Origin of the sequence: Nostoc sp. MS1 (assembly GCF_019976755.1) — a bacterium.
Lineage (GTDB): Bacteria > Cyanobacteriota > Cyanobacteriia > Cyanobacteriales > Nostocaceae > Trichormus.
Map to the genome: position 1 here is coordinate 127,858 of NZ_AP023441.1, position 18,637 is coordinate 146,494.

Annotated in this window: 16 protein-coding genes and 1 pseudogene; 10 read left to right on the forward strand and 7 right to left on the reverse strand. The window is 41.7% G+C overall.

Annotated features, from left to right (window positions below; all coding sequences use genetic code 11):
* Positions 1-232 precede the first annotated feature (232 nt).
* Positions 233-718: an allophycocyanin gene (locus NSMS1_RS00545; protein ID WP_224089865.1), complete on the reverse strand. Its 486-nt coding sequence runs from the start codon at positions 716-718 to the stop codon at positions 233-235.
* Between the two features lie 578 nt (positions 719-1,296).
* On the opposite strand from NSMS1_RS00545, the gene NSMS1_RS00550 reads away from it, so the two are divergent.
* Positions 1,297-1,770, forward strand: coding sequence for a hypothetical protein (locus tag NSMS1_RS00550; RefSeq protein ID WP_224089867.1), 474 nt, complete (start codon positions 1,297-1,299; stop codon positions 1,768-1,770).
* A gap of 222 nt (positions 1,771-1,992) precedes the next feature.
* Here the strand turns inward: NSMS1_RS00550 and NSMS1_RS00555 are convergent, their stop codons facing one another.
* Positions 1,993-2,151, reverse strand: coding sequence for a hypothetical protein (locus NSMS1_RS00555; RefSeq protein WP_224089869.1), 159 nt, complete (start codon positions 2,149-2,151; stop codon positions 1,993-1,995).
* Positions 2,152-2,395: 244 nt separating this feature from the next.
* Positions 2,396-2,587 (reverse strand): NblA/ycf18 family protein, encoded by a 192-nt coding sequence (locus tag NSMS1_RS00560; protein WP_224089878.1) that lies wholly within the window; start codon positions 2,585-2,587, stop codon positions 2,396-2,398.
* A gap of 349 nt (positions 2,588-2,936) precedes the next feature.
* On the opposite strand from NSMS1_RS00560, the gene arfB reads away from it, so the two are divergent.
* The 3 genes and pseudogenes from arfB to NSMS1_RS00575 all read left to right on the forward strand — a co-directional run.
* On the forward strand, positions 2,937-3,350 hold the full coding sequence (arfB, locus tag NSMS1_RS00565; RefSeq protein WP_224089880.1) for an alternative ribosome rescue aminoacyl-tRNA hydrolase ArfB: 414 nt from the start codon (positions 2,937-2,939) through the stop codon (positions 3,348-3,350).
* A 247-nt stretch (positions 3,351-3,597) separates the two neighbouring features.
* Positions 3,598-4,761, forward strand: a complete 1,164-nt coding sequence (locus tag NSMS1_RS00570) for a DEAD/DEAH box helicase (RefSeq protein WP_224089882.1) — start codon at positions 3,598-3,600, stop codon at positions 4,759-4,761.
* Positions 4,719-5,147: pseudogene (locus tag NSMS1_RS00575) on the forward strand (helicase-related protein); the annotation flags it as partial. The gene NSMS1_RS00570 and the pseudogene NSMS1_RS00575, both read left to right, overlap by 43 nt.
* A gap of 258 nt (positions 5,148-5,405) precedes the next feature.
* Here NSMS1_RS00575 and psbA read toward each other — a convergent pair.
* The gene (gene psbA / locus NSMS1_RS00580; protein WP_224089891.1) at positions 5,406-6,488 is read right to left on the reverse strand and encodes a photosystem II q(b) protein; all 1,083 of its coding nucleotides are present in this window, start codon (positions 6,486-6,488) and stop codon (positions 5,406-5,408) included.
* 313 nt (positions 6,489-6,801) lie between these two features.
* Between psbA and sbcD the strand changes: the two genes are divergently transcribed.
* Positions 6,802-8,043, forward strand: coding sequence for an exonuclease subunit SbcD (gene sbcD, locus NSMS1_RS00585; RefSeq protein ID WP_224089893.1), 1,242 nt, complete (start codon positions 6,802-6,804; stop codon positions 8,041-8,043).
* Between the two features lie 3 nt (positions 8,044-8,046).
* Here the strand turns inward: sbcD and NSMS1_RS00590 are convergent, their stop codons facing one another.
* The gene (locus NSMS1_RS00590) at positions 8,047-9,930 is read right to left on the reverse strand and encodes an ABC transporter ATP-binding protein (RefSeq protein WP_224089894.1); all 1,884 of its coding nucleotides are present in this window, start codon (positions 9,928-9,930) and stop codon (positions 8,047-8,049) included.
* 99 nt (positions 9,931-10,029) lie between these two features.
* Here NSMS1_RS00590 and NSMS1_RS00595 point away from each other — a divergent pair, with 99 nt between their 5' ends.
* Entirely contained in the window at positions 10,030-10,554 is a 525-nt protein-coding gene (locus tag NSMS1_RS00595; protein WP_224089911.1) for a GNAT family N-acetyltransferase, read from the forward strand.
* Positions 10,555-10,628: 74 nt separating this feature from the next.
* On the opposite strand, the gene rppA is transcribed toward NSMS1_RS00595, so the two are convergent.
* Positions 10,629-11,324, reverse strand: coding sequence for a two-component system response regulator RppA (rppA, locus tag NSMS1_RS00600; RefSeq protein WP_224089912.1), 696 nt, complete (start codon positions 11,322-11,324; stop codon positions 10,629-10,631).
* 198 nt (positions 11,325-11,522) lie between these two features.
* Here rppA and hisG point away from each other — a divergent pair, with 198 nt between their 5' ends.
* The 4 genes from hisG to NSMS1_RS00620 all read left to right on the forward strand — a co-directional run bounded on the left by hisG (position 11,523) and on the right by NSMS1_RS00620 (position 17,852).
* Positions 11,523-12,164 (forward strand): ATP phosphoribosyltransferase, encoded by a 642-nt coding sequence (hisG, locus tag NSMS1_RS00605; RefSeq protein WP_224089939.1) that lies wholly within the window; start codon positions 11,523-11,525, stop codon positions 12,162-12,164.
* Positions 12,165-12,454: 290 nt separating this feature from the next.
* Positions 12,455-15,124 (forward strand): GAF domain-containing protein, encoded by a 2,670-nt coding sequence (locus NSMS1_RS00610; RefSeq protein ID WP_224089942.1) that lies wholly within the window; start codon positions 12,455-12,457, stop codon positions 15,122-15,124.
* Positions 15,125-15,141: 17 nt separating this feature from the next.
* The gene (locus NSMS1_RS00615; protein ID WP_224095410.1) at positions 15,142-15,567 is read left to right on the forward strand and encodes a response regulator; all 426 of its coding nucleotides are present in this window, start codon (positions 15,142-15,144) and stop codon (positions 15,565-15,567) included.
* A 5-nt stretch (positions 15,568-15,572) separates the two neighbouring features.
* Positions 15,573-17,852: a response regulator gene (locus NSMS1_RS00620; RefSeq protein WP_224095411.1), complete on the forward strand. Its 2,280-nt coding sequence runs from the start codon at positions 15,573-15,575 to the stop codon at positions 17,850-17,852.
* Here NSMS1_RS00620 and NSMS1_RS00625 read toward each other — a convergent pair.
* Positions 17,849-18,583 carry a dienelactone hydrolase family protein gene (locus tag NSMS1_RS00625; RefSeq protein WP_224089944.1) on the reverse strand — a complete coding sequence of 245 codons (735 nt, stop codon included), beginning with the start codon at positions 18,581-18,583 and terminating at the stop codon, positions 17,849-17,851. The genes NSMS1_RS00620 and NSMS1_RS00625 overlap by 4 nt on opposite strands.
* Positions 18,584-18,637 lie beyond the last annotated feature (54 nt).

Genomic DNA, 18,637 nt, shown 5'->3' on the forward strand with positions numbered 1-18,637 from the left:
TATCTATTTGGGTCTTTTTTCTCCTTTTTTTTCTTAGGATCTTTCTTTGGTTTTTTGACTTCTTTGTTGCCGTTTTTTTCCTTAGACATTAGCAATCTCCATTGTAGTAATAAATAAAGTTGTTATAGTGTGATTAAGTTTTACCTTATTCAACATTTCGTAGAACTCTAGCTAGACTTCTGTCAAACACTGCGGCTAGCTTCGCCTTAAATAGTCAAGCATGGTTATTACCCTACTGAAGTCCAGCGATTAAATAATCAAAATAACCGCCTAATTCGTTCGTATCTTCTGCTGATATCATAGATGTAGCAACATTCTTCATTGCACGTATACTTTCAGAAACCGCTTCAATCGGAGTGCCAAGAGACCTGTACATTTCACGAGCGCCGATAATTCCAATCTCCTGAATAGGAGTTGAATCACCAGCTACAATACTGTAAGTAATTAACCGTAGATAATAATCCATATCTCGTAGGCAAGTTGCAGTCATTTCCTGTCCGTAAGCATTGCCCCCAGGAGAGATAATATCTGGGCGTTTTTGAAACAGTTGGTTTGCAGATTGTTTAACAATACGCTCCCTGTTTTCATTTAAAGCCTGAACAAGACGTAGACGGCGCTCACCACTCTTAATAAAGCTTTTAATTGGCTCAAGTTCGCCAGGGGTGAAATAGCGAGCTTCGCTATCTGCACCAAGAATCGACTTTATGATCAAGCTCATTAATATACTCCTAGAAAAAGAAAATATTTTCGGCTTACCTATTAGAATGCTAGGGGTAAATTAACTAGCGCACTTAGATAAACTACAATTTAGATGAAAAAATTATTGTGGCTGATTCATTTCAAATCAACTGCTCTAAGATTTATTTACCTTCGTAGAGATAGCTAAATAACTGCTAGAAAATAGCAAATGAATTTCTGATGATTTGCATCGTTATTGCCGTTGTGTATTTACATCATAGCAGTTATTTTTTACTTAAATTTTTATTTAAGCATAACTATCTATTTCACATGAGCAAATACTGAATTTCGTCTTTTATTTAAAATAATTTAATACTAAGTATTGTTTTTGAGCAGATATATAAAATAGGCTTAATTTTGGTTCAGTGTAGGTGTTTGGAGACTTCGCCAAAGGTATTAACGTATTTACATCCCAGTTCAAAATTTATTTTGTCATCTCTTAAGATATCCTTGATAAAGGACAGATTTAATATCAAATCCTTTCTTTTAGTAGAAGTTTGCAATAATGCCCAATTCACTGCCATATCCGTGTAAGAACTTACGGTTTGGAAAATAAATATGGAATCTGAAAAAAATCAAACGGAAAAGCCGATAAATTATCAAGTCTTATTAGCTGCTGCCAAGGAAGCTTTAAAACTTGAATACCAGAGATCAGCCGTTTTAACCTCACAACTGGAAGCCATAAAAATTGAGTTAAAGCAAGTTCAACTTGAAAACAAAATCTTGAGAGAGAGTAGTTATGAAGATGTAGTTAAGCATTTTGAAACACGCCTACAACAAGTAGAGGCACGCTCTCTTAAAACCGAAGTGCGTCAAAATTTCTTTGAAATGAATGGTTGCCGGGATGATGAAAGCTTCGATACTCTATGGGAGAGCATTAAGAGTAAGATTCAGATCCAAGATGGTGAAGTGCGAATTGTTTCTCAAAATGGCACTCCTAAGTTTACCTTAAATGGCAAGCTCATGACTTTAAGAGATTTCCTTCAATCCCTCAAACAAGACCCTATCTCAAGCAAATTTTTCGTGAACTAGCTTACTTTGCCTCTCCTCGATAGATTTCTTCTTCATTCCACAATCCTTAAAACCAATTCACTTTACTTGGTATTGAGCCAAGAATGCCCTCCGTAAGTGGTAGTCACGCCCCTAAATTTAAGTATTCATGAATAGACTTCTTGCAGAAATAGTGGAAAGGGAAAGGAACTCAAAACCCTTTCCCTTTCCCCTAGAGTGCAGAAATATATTTTTGCAAGAGGTCTAATTCTGTATTGTTGGTGAAATTACTGAGACAGAAGGTGTGCGATCGCTACGGTATTCCATAAATCCTAAATAGCCCAAGAACAGCATTAGCCCGACTAAAGTAGCAATCTGAATAGATTTTTCGATTGTGATCAAGCTGTGTAGCAACTTGTCCATTGGAATCCTTGGAATCTCGTTATAGTTTTGCTTTTTAGGTGACTACAACACTTTTGACTATGTTTTCATAAAACTTGCGATCGCTGCATTGTAGAGCTTGTATTCATTCTAGTTAATAAATCGAGATAAGCAGTAGTTCTTGTTAAAGTAACACAGAGACTTTGAATGGCTCGTAGTTTAATTGTTGAGTAATCCGTTCCTAGCTAAAGCCCGGTACTCCCAAGAGCCACAAAAATAATAACCCCTAGATAGCGTTTGAATCTAGCTTCCACTCATGCTTGAGTAATTCCTGGTATGTCGATTCTCGAATCATCATCTGCTTATACAGCATGAGCAAAAACTCTTGAGCTTGTTCACGGGACATTTGCTGTACTTGGTCAGCAAAGGTTCTCAGGCTAAATTCTTGTTCTAAAGATAATGTCATGGGTTGGTTCATTGTTGGTTAAATCGCCCAACTGGGCGAAAACTTTTTTGGTAAATGCTGAAAATCTTGAGAGGAAGTGTTCATACCTAGCTGCCTTTAGTAGCCATACACTCATTAAGCTATTGGGCATTCTCCTCTTTAGTGGTATCGTACCTAATTTATGAATTTATATTAATAAGTATAACAAAATATTTACAAAACTGAGACGATCGCAAATCAAAACTTAGATACATCCTGTGCCACTGATACCTCAGATATCCTTATAGTCAAAGCGTAAAAAGCTAGGCTGCATTAGCTTCTATTTTCTTTGAGGAAGTAATTAGTGAACAGGCAAGCGCATCCAGTAAGTTATATATAAGATATGCTGCAAATTAAAAATAAAATCATCATTCCTGACAGCGAACTTGAAATTAGTGCCATTCGTTCTCAGGGGGCAGGAGGCCAAAACGTTAACAAGGTTGCTACAGCTATTCACTTACGCTTTGATATTAAAGCTTCATCACTACCCTCTTTTTATAAACAGCAACTATTGAAGCTAAACGACCGACGAATTACCCAGGAGGGAGTTGTTGTTATCAAAGCTCAAGAACATCGCAGCCAAGATAAAAACCGGGAAGAAGCTTTGCAACGGCTCAAGCAACTCATACTAAGCGCAGTCGAACTACCCGAAATACGTAAACCTACCAAACCAACTCGCAGTTCTCAAAAAAAACGACTTGACAGTAAAACTAAGCGAGGACAGATTAAGTCCATTAGACGGCAGGTTATTGATTAAAAGGTAAATGTATGGTGTATGAAAAGATTAATGCTCGTCTTGCACTGACTCCTCAGTTCGCTTGTTTGCTTAACGACAATTCAAACAAGCGAACTGACGTTACAATATAGACTGCATTCTGTTGAAATGCAGGATTGCGGCATTCGCTATCAGTCTTTGCGCCACCGTCCATCCCAGTTTTATATTGTTCGTCTGCCTAAGACTGATGCCGCCAATAGCGACAGGCCGATGTTATTTACGGAGTTCTATGTCTTTTTCTCATCTCGGCTTGTCCAATGAAATTGTCCGCGCCGTCACAGAGCTAGGGTATACCAAACCCACTCCCATCCAAATGCAGGCGATTCCTTCGGTCTTGTCAGGGCGTGATTTGTTAGCTGGGGCGCAAACGGGGACTGGAAAAACTGCCAGTTTCACCCTGCCACTTCTGCACAAGTTATCGTCTGACAAGAGCGTTAAAAGCACATCTAATGAATACTCACCCATTCGAGCGCTGATTCTCACACCGACTCGTGAATTAGCTGCACAAGTGGAGTTAAGTGTGCGTGAGTACGGCAAGTATTTGAAACTGAACACGATGGCAATGTTCGGTGGAGTCAGCATTAATCCGCAAAAACGGCTTTTGAAGGGCCGAGTGGATATTCTGGTTTCTACTCCAGGGCGACTGTTAGATCATGTGCAGCAGGGGACGGTAAACCTCTCACAGATTGAGTTTTTGGTGCTGGATGAAGCAGATCGGATGTTGGACATGGGTTTTATTCGTGATATCCGTCGCATTATCTCCCTACTACCCAAACAGAGACAAAATCTGCTATTTTTCGCTACTTTCTCGGACAAAATCAAGGCACTAGCTACCGGACTGCTTAATCACCCGGAAATCATCGAGGTGGCACGCCGCAACGTTACCGCCGACACTGTGACACAGAAAGTCTATAAAGTAGAGCGTGACAGGAAATGCCAATTACTTGTTGATCTGATTCGACAAAATAATTGGTATCAAGTGCTAGTGTTCACTCGGACAAAGTATGGTGCTGACCGTCTAGTTAAGCAATTGACCCAGCAGCGTATTCAAGCACTAGCTATCCACGGTAATAAGAGTCAGTCGGCGCGTACCCACGCTCTAGAGAAATTCAAGAACGACAGTTTACAGGTATTGGTGGCCACCGACGTTGCAGCGCGAGGTATAGACATCAGCGAACTACCTCATGTGGTCAATTACGATTTACCCAATGTTCCAGAGGATTATGTTCATCGCATTGGTCGTACTGGTCGCGCTGGTGCGTCAGGTAAAGCTGTATCCCTGGTGTGTGCCGATGAATACCATCTGTTAGCGGATATCGAAAAACTGATTGAACAGCGACTGCCTACAGTTTACAGGTATTGGTGGCCACCGACGTTGCAGCGCGAGGTATAGACATCAGCGAACTACCTCATGTGGTCAATTACGATTTACCCAATGTTCCAGAGGATTATGTTCATCGCATTGGTCGTACTGGTCGCGCTGGTGCGTCAGGTAAAGCTGTATCCCTGGTGTGTGCCGATGAATACCATCTGTTAGCGGATATCGAAAAACTGATTGAACAGCGACTGCCTTTTGAAGTAGTTACTGCTTTTGGAGCTAATTCCCACATCAAGCCCGAAGCCATTTCAGATGAACGCAAGCATAAACCCAAAGGTAGTAAGCATTCGCCTCGCTCTAGTGCTAAACCATTGCCACAAACATCAGCTAAAAAATCGGCTCGACGAAAAGCAACAGGTAGTAAAAAGTCGAATGTTCGTTCCGGCGCATCACACAGTTAGGCTAAACCTGATGGTTTTTTCTGTGAAAAGTTTCTTTACGAGAAGCTACGGGATGATTTTACTCGTTTTGTAGGCATCATGAGCGTCCCTTGTATTTCAGGGCAGGCAGGATGCTTATCCTACAAGAATCATCCCTTGATTGAGCAACACCAATTTTTTATCTGAAGTTGGCAGACAATTTAACTTCAAAACCAAAAGCGCCCTCCAAATGGAGAGCGCTTTTGACTTAAAGCTAAACTATTGCTTTGTCTGCGATGATTAACCGTGGATAACAGGAGCGCTGATAGCAACAGGAGCAACTTCAGAAGACGCTAAGTCTAAGGGGAAGTTGTGAGCGTTACGCTCGTGCATGACTTCCATACCCAAGTTAGCGCGGTTGATGATGTCAGCCCAGGTGTTGATGACACGACCTTGTGAGTCGATGATCGACTGGTTGAAGTTGAAACCGTTGAGGTTGAACGCCATTGTGCTTACACCCAACGCGGTGAACCAGATACCAACTACGGGCCATGCAGCTAGGAAGAAGTGCAAGGAACGGGAGTTGTTGAAGGATGCGTATTGGAAGATTAAGCGTCCGAAGTAACCGTGTGCTGCAACGATGTTGTAGGTTTCTTCTTCTTGTCCGAATTTGTAACCGTAGTTTTGTGATTCGTTCTCGGTTGTTTCACGAACCAAAGAGGAAGTTACCAATGAACCGTGCATTGCACTGAACAAAGAACCACCGAATACACCAGCCACACCTAACATGTGGAAGGGGTGCATCAGGATGTTGTGTTCTGCTTGGAACACGATCATGAAGTTGAATGTACCACTGATACCCAAGGGCATTCCATCTGAGAAGGAACCTTGTCCGATGGGGTAGATCAAGAATACTGCGGTTGCTGCTGCTACTGGAGCGGAGAATGCTAGGCAGATCCAAGGACGCATACCCAAGCGGTAGGATAATTCCCACTCACGACCGAGGTAGCAGAATACGCCGATGAGGAAGTGGAATACTACCAATTGGTAAGGGCCACCGTTGTACAACCACTCATCTAAGGATGCTGCTTCCCAAATGGGGTAGAAGTGTAAACCAATTGCGTTGGAGGAGGGAACAACTGCACCAGAGATGATGTTGTTTCCATATAGTAAGGAACCAGCTACGGGTTCGCGGATACCATCGATGTCTACTGGAGGTGCAGCGATGAAGGCGATGATGAAGCAGGTGGTTGCAGCTAGCAATGTGGGGATCATGAGTACGCCGAACCAACCGATGTATAGGCGGTTGTTGGTGCTGGTGATCCAGTTGCAGAACTGCTCCCATACGTTGGCGCTTTGGCGCTGTTGTAAGGTTGCTGTCATAATTTTATGATTGCGGTTGCGTTTTGTACGCAGGAATAATTGCTTATGTCTATTATCTTAGAGTCTTTGTAACAGATTGTAAAGGTATTTAACAAAATTAATACTTATGCTTAATATAAGATAATCTTATTAACAACGCTTTGACCTGCAAAGATATTACTTGAAAGCCCAGTCATAACGACTGGGCGTTATGTAAACTTTTTACATAATCGTTGAAGACTTTTCGATAGTCACGTAAAGCTTTAAAGAGGGTTTCTCAATCTTGCTGTTGTGCTTCATTTTTTCTAAAAGTACTATTGACTAATGACTAATCATGATTAAAATCCTTCACCTTTCTGATATCCACATGGGAAGCGGTTTTTCCCACGGACGCATTAATCCAGACACGGGATTAAATACACGATTAGAGGATTTTGTCAATACTTTATCTGTGTGTATTGATCGGGCGTTGGGAGATCCTGTAGATTTAGTGATATTTGGGGGTGATGCGTTTCCTGATGCTACGCCACCGCCCTATGTGCAAGAAGCGTTTGCAAGTCAGTTTCGTCGTCTGGTTGATGCGCAAATTCCCACGGTGTTGTTAGTGGGAAATCATGACCAGCATTCCCAAGGTCAGGGAGGCGCAAGTTTAAATATATACCGCACTTTGGGAGTGCCGGGTTTTGTTGTGGGTGATAGGTTAATGACTCACCATATCCAAACTCGTAACGGCAAAGTGCAGGTAATTACTTTGCCTTGGCTAACTCGTTCCACACTGATGACACGCCAGGAGACGGAAGGTTTGGCGTTAGCTGAGGTTAATCAACTATTAACAGAACGGTTACAAGTTGTGATAGAGGGGGAAATTCGCCGACTTGACCCCGATGTGCCAACGGTGCTTTTAGCTCATTTAATGGCGGATAATGCTAATTTGGGGGCTGAACGTTATTTAGCTGTGGGTAAAGGGTTTACTTTACCCTTATCTTTATTGACTCGTCCCTGTTTTGATTATGTGGCATTGGGGCATGTCCACCGTCATCAGAACTTAAACAAATCCAATAACCCACCTGTGATTTATCCTGGGAGTATTGAACGGGTAGATTTTAGTGAGGAGAAGGAAGATAAGGGTTATGTGATGATTGAACTGGAGAAGGGAAACGTCCATTGGGAGTTTTGTCCTTTACCAGTGAGGAGTTTTCGCACGATAGAAGTGGATGTGTCCAAAGCCGATGACCCACAAGCTGCTATTGTCAAAGCGATCGCCAAGTATGATATTCAAGATGCGGTAGTGCGGCTAATTTACAAACTCCGTTCTGAACAAATGGATGTAATTGATAACGCTTCCCTTCATACCGCCTTAAGTTCTGCTCATACTTATACTATTCAAGCAGAATTGTTAAGTCAGTTAGCCAGACCCCGCATTCCTGAATTGAGTGCTAGTAGCAGCATCGACCCGATGGAAGCATTAAAAACCTACTTACAAAATCGGGAAGACCTCAAGGATATATCAGCTTCAATGTTAGAAGCCGCAGAAAAGTTATTAGCAGATGATGTAGAAATGGTGATTGGGCAATAGTCCTTAAGTTCCCAACATTTGTAAGTTGTGTAAAGTAGAATAAAGTCCGCCAGAATTTAATAATTGCTCATGGCTACCTTGTTCTATTAATTCACCACGTTTTAATACAAAAATTCTGTCTACGTTGCGAATGGTAGATAGGCGGTGAGCAATAATAATTGCTGTCCGTCCTATTAACAATTCGTTTAATGCTTGTTGGACTAAAGCTTCTGTACCGACATCTAAACTAGCAGTAGCTTCATCTAAAACTAAAATTTGTGGGTTGCGAATAGCTGCACGAGCAAAAGCTAATAATTGCTTTTGTCCACTAGAAAGATTTGTGCCGCGTTCTCGTAATTTGGTATCATAACCTGAAGGTAATTGTTCAATAAATTCGGCAATATTTGTTTGTTGGGCGGCGGCTTGAATTTCCTCAAAAGTATAGTAATCACCCAAGGTAATATTACTTTTGACATTACCTGTAAACAAGAAACCTTCTTGTAAAATTACTGCCATATAGCGGCGTAATTCGGCTTGCGGTAACTCACGGATATCTATACCATCGACGAGAATACGTCCTTGAGTGGGTTCGTAGAGACGGCATAAAAGACGGATGATAGAACTTTTCCCTGCGCCTGTTGGGCCTACTAATGCCACTTTTTCGCCAGGATGAATGACAAAATCTAAGTCTTTGATGACGTAATCATCATCTTTATAAGCAAACCAAACATGTTCAAAACGAATTTCCCCTAAGCTGGGGGTATCGTTGATGCCTTGGGATTCTAAATCTGCGACGATTTCATCAATGTAACCGAATTTAGCATCGTATACGGAAAGACGAGCATTGACGCGATCGCTAATTTCTATCGGTTCATCCAGAATATCGTTAACTCGCTCAATAGCGGTAAATCCAGATTGAATGACGGTGAATTTTTCTGCAAAATCTCGTAAGGGGTCAAATAAACGCTGGGCGTATAAAATAAATGTGGATAAAGTCCCAAAATCGAGTTTTTTCTCTAAAAGTAACAAGCCACCTAACCACAATACACCGGCGATCGCAATTAAACCAATCCATTCTAATGTGGCGGAAACAGCCGAATCATAAAAAATAGTTTGGTCTACTTGCTGTGTATAGCGGGTGTTAGCATTGCGGAATAACTCTGCATTAAACTTTTCCCGCCGGAATAACTGGACTACATTAATTCCTAAAATATTTTCTTGGAGTTGGGAATTTAATAGCGAAAGTTCTTCTCTAGCTTTGTAATTAGCTTTGCGGTACTTACGTTGGAAGTAAATAATTAACCAAGTTACTGGTAATAACAACACCACTAGCAACGAAGCCAATTGCCACTGGATGGAAAACATGATACCAGTAATTACCACCATCAAGAAAATATTAGAAACAATTCCGATCGCACCAGTGGAAAATACGTCTCCTAATACTTCGACATCGCTAGTGAGGCGAGTAATTAGTTTACCTACGGGTGTCCGGTCAAAGAAGCGCACTGCCAAGGATGTGACATGATAAAACAAGTCTTGGCGAATAGCGGCTGTGATGTTCTGTCCTAATTTCTGGAGTAAGTAACCTTGATAACCAGTAATAGCCAAACGGACAATAATGGTGAGGAGGATGATTCCCTCAAGGATATGTAGCCCTTGGGACAAAGGACGATTCCTGAGAAACTCGTAGGCGCTGGGTTCGTTACGAATTAAAGATACAGCCTGTCCAATTAATAGGGGTTGGACTGCGTTGGCTAGGGCGATAGGCAATAACAATGTCATTGACAGTATTAAAAGTTTAGTATTACGCCGTGCGTAAGGAACTAAACGTAAAAATAGCCGCCAGTCATTGTTACGCCAACGGTTCTTTTGTTTATAAGATTTTTGTGGGGCTTGGTAGATGCTCATAGTAGGAGCATTATATTAATTTTTACTGGACTATATATGTTAGCTGTTTTATTGTCAAAATACCTTTCTGAAAGTAACATTTGCTGTACCTGTACTGCCATGCCTGAGTTAGAAACCGCCAGATTAAGATTGAGGTACTTCACTTTAGACGACTTTGAAGATTTATTTCGTCTGTACTCTGATGTAGAAGTGATGAAATATTTGTCACCTAGAAGCAGAGAACAGACTCAGGCTAGTTTAATCAAACATATCCAACAATGGCAAGAACACAACTTAGGAATGTGGGCAGTAGTCCACAAACAAAGCAGTAAACTGATAGGTCGTTGTGGTTTAGGTTTTTTGGATAATACTCATGAAGTTGAGCTTGGCTATGTTTTAGACAAGTCCTACTGGAATCTGGGCTTAGGCACAGAAGCCTCAATTGCTACTTTAAATTACGGATTTTTAACCATCAAACTAAAACGGATAGTAGCGATCGCTAATCCTCAAAACATAGCATCAAGGCGGGTAATTGAGAAGGTCGGGATGAAGTATGAAAAGTTGGCTTATTACTACGGTCAAGATGTAGTTTACTACGCCATCTCCCAATCAGAATGGCAACCTGATAAAGCTCTTATTGGATAAAACCTTAGTATTTAACAGGTATAGTTACAGCAGAAGGCAAGAAATAGGTTACTGGTTTAATTACACTGCCAAGATCACTCCACGGAAGATATGCCGAAGCGGTAGCCTTTGCCGTAGACTGTGTGAATTAAAGGTTGTTCTTTGCCAACTTCGATTTTACGGCGGAGTAATCTAATTAATGCTGCTATAACGTTGCTATTTGGTGGTTCGCTATCTTCCCAGAGATTTTGCAGAATTTGGGCGTGGGTTAAAAGCTGTCCTGTGTGTTCCATGAAGTATTGCAAAAGTTGGCTTTCTTTTTGCGACAGTTCAATAACTCGTCCTTGGCGGTAGGCGACTTGATTTTCACAGTCAAGTTCTAAGTCGGCTACGGTTAATCTTCCTGGTGGGGCTTCTTCGTAGGTTTGGGAACCAGAACGCCGCAATAAAGCCCGGACTCTGGCTAGTAATTCTCGCAGTTCAAATGGTTTGACTAGATAGTCGTCTGCGCCTGCATCTAAACCTTGTACGCGGTCATCTAGAGTATCTTTGGCAGTGAGGAATAAAACTGGTGTAACTTTACCTTGGTGGCGTAGTTCTTGACAAATCTCTAAGCCTGTTTTCCCTGGCAACATCCAATCTAAAATGAGTAGGTCGTAATTACCTACCTTTGCCATTTCACTACCCTTTGTCCCTTCGTAAGCTGAGTCTACGGTGTAACCTTCACGAGTTAACACACGCCCTAAAGGTTCTGCTAGTTCTACTTCGTCATCAACTAATAAAATTTTCATGTGACAGTTAACAGCTAACGGTCAACAGGAGCCAGTGCGTTGGGCGGCTAGCCTCCGGCAACGCCAAGGGCGAATGCCGACTTAAAGCAACTGGCGTTCAACAGCATACACAAAAAGATGTGCAAATGAGATACGCAAAAGCTTATTCTCAATATTGACACTAGAAAGTGTCTCTAGCTAAGGATACCAAGAAAACGAATGTTAACTGTTGCGTTGCCGAAAGGGGAACTACTCAAACATAGCATCCGCCTACTACAATCTGTAGGTTTGGATTTTAGTGCTTTTTTAGACTCAGGAAATCGTCAGCTACAAATTACTGATGCCAGTGGACAGGCAAAAGGATTATTAGTTAGGGGGCAAGATGTGCCTGTTTATGTGGAGTATGGACAAGCACAAATAGGTATTATTGGTTACGATACTCTCCGCGAAAAACAGCCCCAGGTGGCTCATTTAGTTGATTTACAGTTTGGTTATTGTCGGATGTCTGTGGCTGTCAAAGCATCTAGTCCTTACAAATCTCCCCAAGATTTGCCACCCCACAGCCGGGTTGCTTCTAAATATGTCAATTGCGCCCGTGAATACTTTCAAAGTTTGGATTTACCTGTGGAAATAGTCCCGCTTTATGGCTCTGTGGAACTCGGCCCAATTACAGGAATGTCTGAGGCTATTGTTGATCTTGTCTCTACAGGCCGGACTTTAAAAGACAATGGTTTGATTGAAATCACTACTTTGTATGAAAGTACAGCCCGTTTAATTGCTCATCCTCTGAGTTATCGCTTGAATACAGACAACTTACATCAATTAGTTGAGCAATTGCGATCGGCTTACGCCGCGCCGTAGGCGATCGCAAACGCAAATTGTCGCAGCAGTTTAACAGTTGACTGTTGACTAAACGTTTATCAAGTAGAAATCCTACATTTAATTTAATTTTAACCATATCCCCCCTACGGAGCTACGCACACATCCCCCTGTAGGTGGGGATTTTTAATAATTGTTTTATAATTAAATCATTTTAATAATTTTGTCTAGACTATAAGTTAGTTGTACTTTTTGTTTTTAAATCAAGTTTTTAGTTACTTTTTGTAATATTTTTTGACAAAATTTAGTAGTGTTTCTACTAGTAAAAGTGGATGAAATCTCCTTTAACTAACGAACAGGCGAGACTAGCTGCTCTACGCCAATATCAAATTTTAGATACTGAACCAGAAGAAATTTATGACAAACTGGCTCAGTTAGCAGCTTTTATTTGTGGTACACCCATAGCTTTAGTTAATTTTATTGATGAAAATCGCCAGTGGTTCAAAGCAAAACTCGGTATAGATGTTTCGGAAATGCCGCGAACAGTAGGTTTATCTTATCTGTGCCAAGAAAAGCAAGGTGTGGTAGTAGTTCCTGATACCTTGGCAGACGATCGCTTTATTCATAACCCAGTCGTGACATCTTATCCCCATGTACGATTTTATGCAGGTGTGTCACTGTTAACACCAGATGGGCATTTTTTAGGAACCCTGTGTGTAATTGACAGAGAACCAAAACAACTGACTCAAGCCCAAATTGACGCGCTGGAGGCTTTAAGCCATTTAGTAATTAGCCAGTTGGAACTGAGACGCAATATAGCTGATGTGGCGCGAATTAGCGAACAGTTGGTAAATCATGAACAAGCAGCGCGTACAGCATCAGAGACAGCAAGGGAGCAAATAGCGAATATTCTAGAAAGTATTACTGATGCGTTTTTTGCTATAGACCAAGAGTGGCGCTTTACCTATGTGAACGGTCAAGCAGCTAAGTTACTCCAGAAAAGCCAAGATGAACTATTAGGCAGAAGTGCTTGGGAAGTATTTTGCAATACAGAAGACTCTTTATTTTATCGTGAGACGCGCAGAGCGATCGCCCAAAAAATCAGCGTAGAATTTGAGGAATTTTATCCTCCGCTTCACAAATGGTTTGCCGTTCATGTCTATCCCAATAAAGAGGGTGTGTCTGTTTATTTTCAAGATATTACCGAACGTTGTCACACAGCTGCCGCACTGCGCGAGAGTGAAGAACGTTGGCAATTGGCTTTAAATGGTAACAATGATGGTATTTGGGATTGGAACGTTAAGACAAACAAAGTCTTCTTCTCTACACGTTGGAAACAAATGTTGGGGTATGAAGACCACGAAATTACCAATAATTTTGATGAATGGTCAAAGCGAGTGCATCCCGATGATATTGATTGGGTAATGGAGGCAATTCAAGACCATTTCGCCAATAAAACGCCATATTACGTAACTGAGCATCGTGTATTGTGTAAAGATGGTAGTTATAAATGGATTTTGGATCGAGGTCAGGCGTTGTGGGATGAAGCCGGTAATGTGGTGCGGATGGTAGGTTCCCACACTGATATTACCGAAAGTAAGCGCACAGAAGAAGAATTAAAAAGACAAAATTTGCGATCGCAGTTATTTGCAGAAATCACCCTGAAAATCCGCGAAACCCTGGATGTAGACGAAATTCTGCAAACATCGGTTAACGAAGTGCAGAAGCTTTTGCAAGCTGACAGAGTATTGATTTTTCGACTGTGGGCTGATGGTTCAGGAACAGTAGTCCAAGAGGCTGTTCTTCCCGGCTGGCCAGTAGTTTTAGGACAAAATATACTTGATCCCTGTTTTGCAGAAGATTATGTAGATAAATACCGCCAAGGTAGAGTTAGCGCCATCTTTGATATTGCCAAGGCTAATATTCAAGACTGTCATCGAGAGTTTTTGCAACAATTTGGCGTGAAAGCTAACCTCGTAGTTCCCATTCTCAACCGTGATGGCATTTGGGGCTTACTCATCGCCCATCAATGTACTTCCCCCCGTCATTGGAATAACTCTGAGTTGGAATTATTACAACAACTAGCCAACCAAATTGGTATCGCTTTAGCCCAAGGGCAATTATTAGAACTACAAACCAAACAAAGTCAAGAACTAGCTCGTTCCAACACCGAACTAGAAAACTTTGCCTATGTAGCTTCCCATGACTTGCAAGAACCCTTAAGGATGGTGACTAGTTATTTGCAATTATTGGAAAGGAGGTATAAAAGTCAACTAGATAGTAACGCCGAACAGTTCATTACTTACGCCGTCGATGGTGCAAGACGGATGCAGACCTTAATCAACGACTTACTAAATTATTCACGAGTAACCACCCGTGGACAACCATTTGTCTCAGTTGACTGTGGTGTAATTTTACAACGAGCGATCGCCAATCTTAAAATCGCCATTGAAGAATCTGGTGCAGTCATCACCCACGACCCCTTACCCACAGTCATGGCAGACCCCACCCAACTCACCCAAGTATTGCAAAACCTCATCGCCAACGCCATCAAATTCCGCCGAGATGCAGCACCGAAAATTCATATTGGGTTGGTTGAGAAGTCAATAGTCAATAGTCAACAGTCAACAGTCAACAGTCAACAGTCAAAACAAAATCCCACTTCCCCATCTCCCCCCACTCCCTCATCTCCCCACTCCCCACTCCCCACTCCCCACTCCCCACTCCCCACTCCCCACTCCCCACTCCCCACTCCCCAAAAAACATGGCTATTCTCAGTCCGCGACAATGGTATCGGTATAGAACCCCAGTATGTCGAGCGAATTTTTGTCATTTTTCAACGCCTACATAGTAGAAGTAAATACCCAGGTACAGGTATTGGTTTAGCAATATGTAAGAAGATAATAGAACGCCACGGTGGTCATATCTGGGTGGAGTCGGAACCGGGTCAAGGCTCGACTTTCTACTTCACAATTCCAGAACAACTAGGAAAACAGTCGTGAATATTACACAAGCGATTATGCCAATTGAGGTTTTGTTAGTAGAAGATAACCCAGGAGATGCCGAACTTACACGTATTGCTTTGGAAGATAGCAAAATCTCAGTTAACCTCAATATAGTTGAAGATGGGGTAGAGGCAATGGCATTTCTGCGCAAGCAGGATAAATATACCAATGTGCCGCACCCAGATATCGTACTACTCGATTTGAACTTGCCGCGAAAAGATGGGCGGGAAGTATTAGCGGAAATTAAAACAGACAATTCTCTCAAACGTATTCCTGTAGTTGTATTGACAACTTCCCAGGCGGAGGAAGATATTATCAAAGCTTACAACTTAGCGGCTAATTGTTATATAACTAAGCCAGTTGACTTTGATCAATTCGTTAGAATTGTACAATCCATAGAAAACTTTTGGTTTGCGATCGTCAAGCTGCCACCGGAGTAAAGGCAATGGCAGATGAAATTATTAAGGTCTTATTGGTAGAAGATAATCCTGGCGATGCTTTTTTAATTCAAGAGTTAATCAAAGAAGTTAATACAGCCAAGGTAGAGTTAGAAACGGTTGAACAATTATCAGACGCACTGACAATTTTAGCAGGCGATCGCTATGCTGGAATCAGACCGCGCTTTGATGTGATGCTATTAGACCTATCGTTACCTGATAGTCAAGGTTTAGACACCTTTGTCAGAGCTAACCGTGAGACTAAGGCAATTCCCATCATCGTCTTAACCGGGATAGATGATGCAAACTTAGCACTCAGAGCTATGCAGGCGGGAGCGCAGGATTATTTAGTCAAGGGACAGGTAACAGGCGATTTATTAGTCCGTTCTATGCGTTACGCCATAGAACGCCAACGAGTAGAGGAAGCATTACGTCATAGTGAAGAACGATTTCGGGTAGCGTTGAAAAACTCGCCCATTTTTGTGTTCAACCAAGACACAGACTTACGTTATACCTGGATTTATAACCCGATTACTGGGTGGACAATGGAGGAAATGTTGGGTAAACAAGACTCTGAAATTATGACAGAGCAAGATGCCCAATGCCTCACAGCTATTAAATATAATGTACTCACCACAGGCTCAGGGACTCGTCAGATAGTATCTATAAACACCCCTCTGGGTACAAAATATTACGATTTAACTGTCGAGCCATTGCGAAATGAGTCTCAAGAAATTGTAGGTGTAACTTGTGCCTGTATTGATATTAGCGAACGTAAATTAGCAGAAGCCAAAATCCGCGAACAAGCAGCCTTACTTAATATCACTACAGATGCGATATGTGTGCGTGATTTAGAAAATAAGATTTTATTTTGGAACCAAGGCGCAGAAAATCTCTACGGTTGGCAAGCGGATGAGGCTATAGGTAAAGATACTAGCGAGCTTTTGTTTCGAGAACCCTCTCCAGAAATCGAAGCAGCTTTATTAAATGTGATTTCTCAAGGTAACTGGCAAGGTGAGTTAAACAAAGTTACCAAAGCTGGTAAAGATGTTGTAGTGGCCAGTCGCTGGAGTTTAGTCTGTGATGAACAAGGAAAACCAAAATCCATCCTGTCTGTAGACACAGATATTACTCAGAAAAAACATTTAGAGGCGCAATTATTTCGGACTCAACGCCTAGAAAGTATCGGTACTCTTGCTAGTGGTATTGCTCATGACCTCAACAATATCCTGACACCAATTTTAGCAGGAGCGCAATTACTACCCCTGAAATTTCCCGACGCAGATGAACGCACTCAGCATTTGTTAGAAATTTTAGAAATTAATGCTAAACGTGGTGCTGATTTAGTTAAACAAGTGCTATCGTTCGCCAGAGGAGTAGAAGGAAAACGCATCACTTTACAACTCAAACATTTAATTGTCGAAGTTATCAAAATTTTAAAAGAGACATTTCCTAAATCTATCGAGGTTTATACAGATATCCCCAATAATTTATGGATGGTTTCAGGAGATAGTACCCAACTACATCAGGTGTTGATGAATCTCTGTGTCAATGCCCGTGATGCCATGCCTGACGGTGGTAGACTAACAATCTCTGCGGAAAATCTTTTAATTGATGAAAACTACGCACGCATGAACTTGGAAGCCAAACAAGGCTCATATATTGTAGTGACAGTATCGGATACAGGCGTAGGTATTCCTGAAGAAAACTTAGATAGAATTTTTGAGCCATTTTTTACCACCAAAGCCATAGGACAAGGTACAGGCTTAGGACTTTCCACCGTTTTAGGTATAGTCAAAAGCCACGGCGGTTTTATTAGTGTCGATAGTGAGCCTGGAAGGGGTACTAGTTTTAAAGTTTACTTACCAGCTGTTGCAGATTCAGAAATACCAAGTTGTGATCATTTCATACCGCCTCCAGGTCATGGAGAATTAATTTTAATTGTTGATGATGAACCTTCAATACAGGAGATTACCAAAACATCCTTAGAAAGCTATCAATATCAAACTTTAGTCGCTGGTGATGGGGTGGAGGCGATCGCACTCTACGCTAAAAATGCCGATAAAATTAGTGCTGTACTGATGAATATTATGTTACCCGTCCTAGATGGGCTAACCACTATTCGCACCTTAAAGAAAATTAATCCCCAAGTCAGAATTATTGCCACCAGTGGACTAATTTCTAAAACCAAGCTCAACGAAATAGTCAATACTGGCGCTAACTCATTCCTAGCCAAACCCTACACAGTAAATGAATTATTGTTGGCATTGCATGAAGTAATGATTTAGAATACTCCTCCTAAAAACTCCACTATTTCCCGCCACGCAGAGGTAGCTGCAACAGCATCGTAACGATAGCCATCATCGCGCATAAAAGTATGTTCGGCTTCGTAGAGAACTACTTTGTGAAGTACGCCAGCATCTTCAATGGCTTTAATTAAAGTTTGGCGATCGCTTTCTGGTATATGTGGATCAAGTGTCCCCAATATCAGCAGTAACTCACCCTTAATTTCACTCACCCGATGGATAGTATCAGCTACACCCTTACCTAACTTACCACTGGGTATCCCTGTAGGGTAGCAGCAGACAGCAGCTTTAACTTCACTTGCAAAGGCGGCGCGAAAAGCTAAGTGTCCACCAATGCAAAAGCCAACCGTCCCGATTTTATCGGCTGCAACTGCCGTATCTGCCTTGAGGAAATCAATGATAGTACGACAATCTGCATCATATTCTGTGATCGCTGTCCGTCGCGCATCATCATTACCCCGCATTCTTCCCAAATCATCCGGTTCAATTACTTGTCCAATTGGCTCCAGGCGATGGAAAATCTCTGGTGCTGCTACTACATAACCAAATCCTGCTAAGTAATTAACTAACCGAATTATCGGCCCGCCTAACTGATAAATATCACTGTAGAATATTATGCCAGGGTAAACTCCGGCTGGTTTAGGAGAAGCGACATAAACGCGCATTAAGCTGTCATCAACCCTCAAGTCCACATTGCGCTTCGTGATTTGCACTATCTTATCTCCGTGTCATACTGCTTTCATTAGCTTCTACACTGGTGAATAATC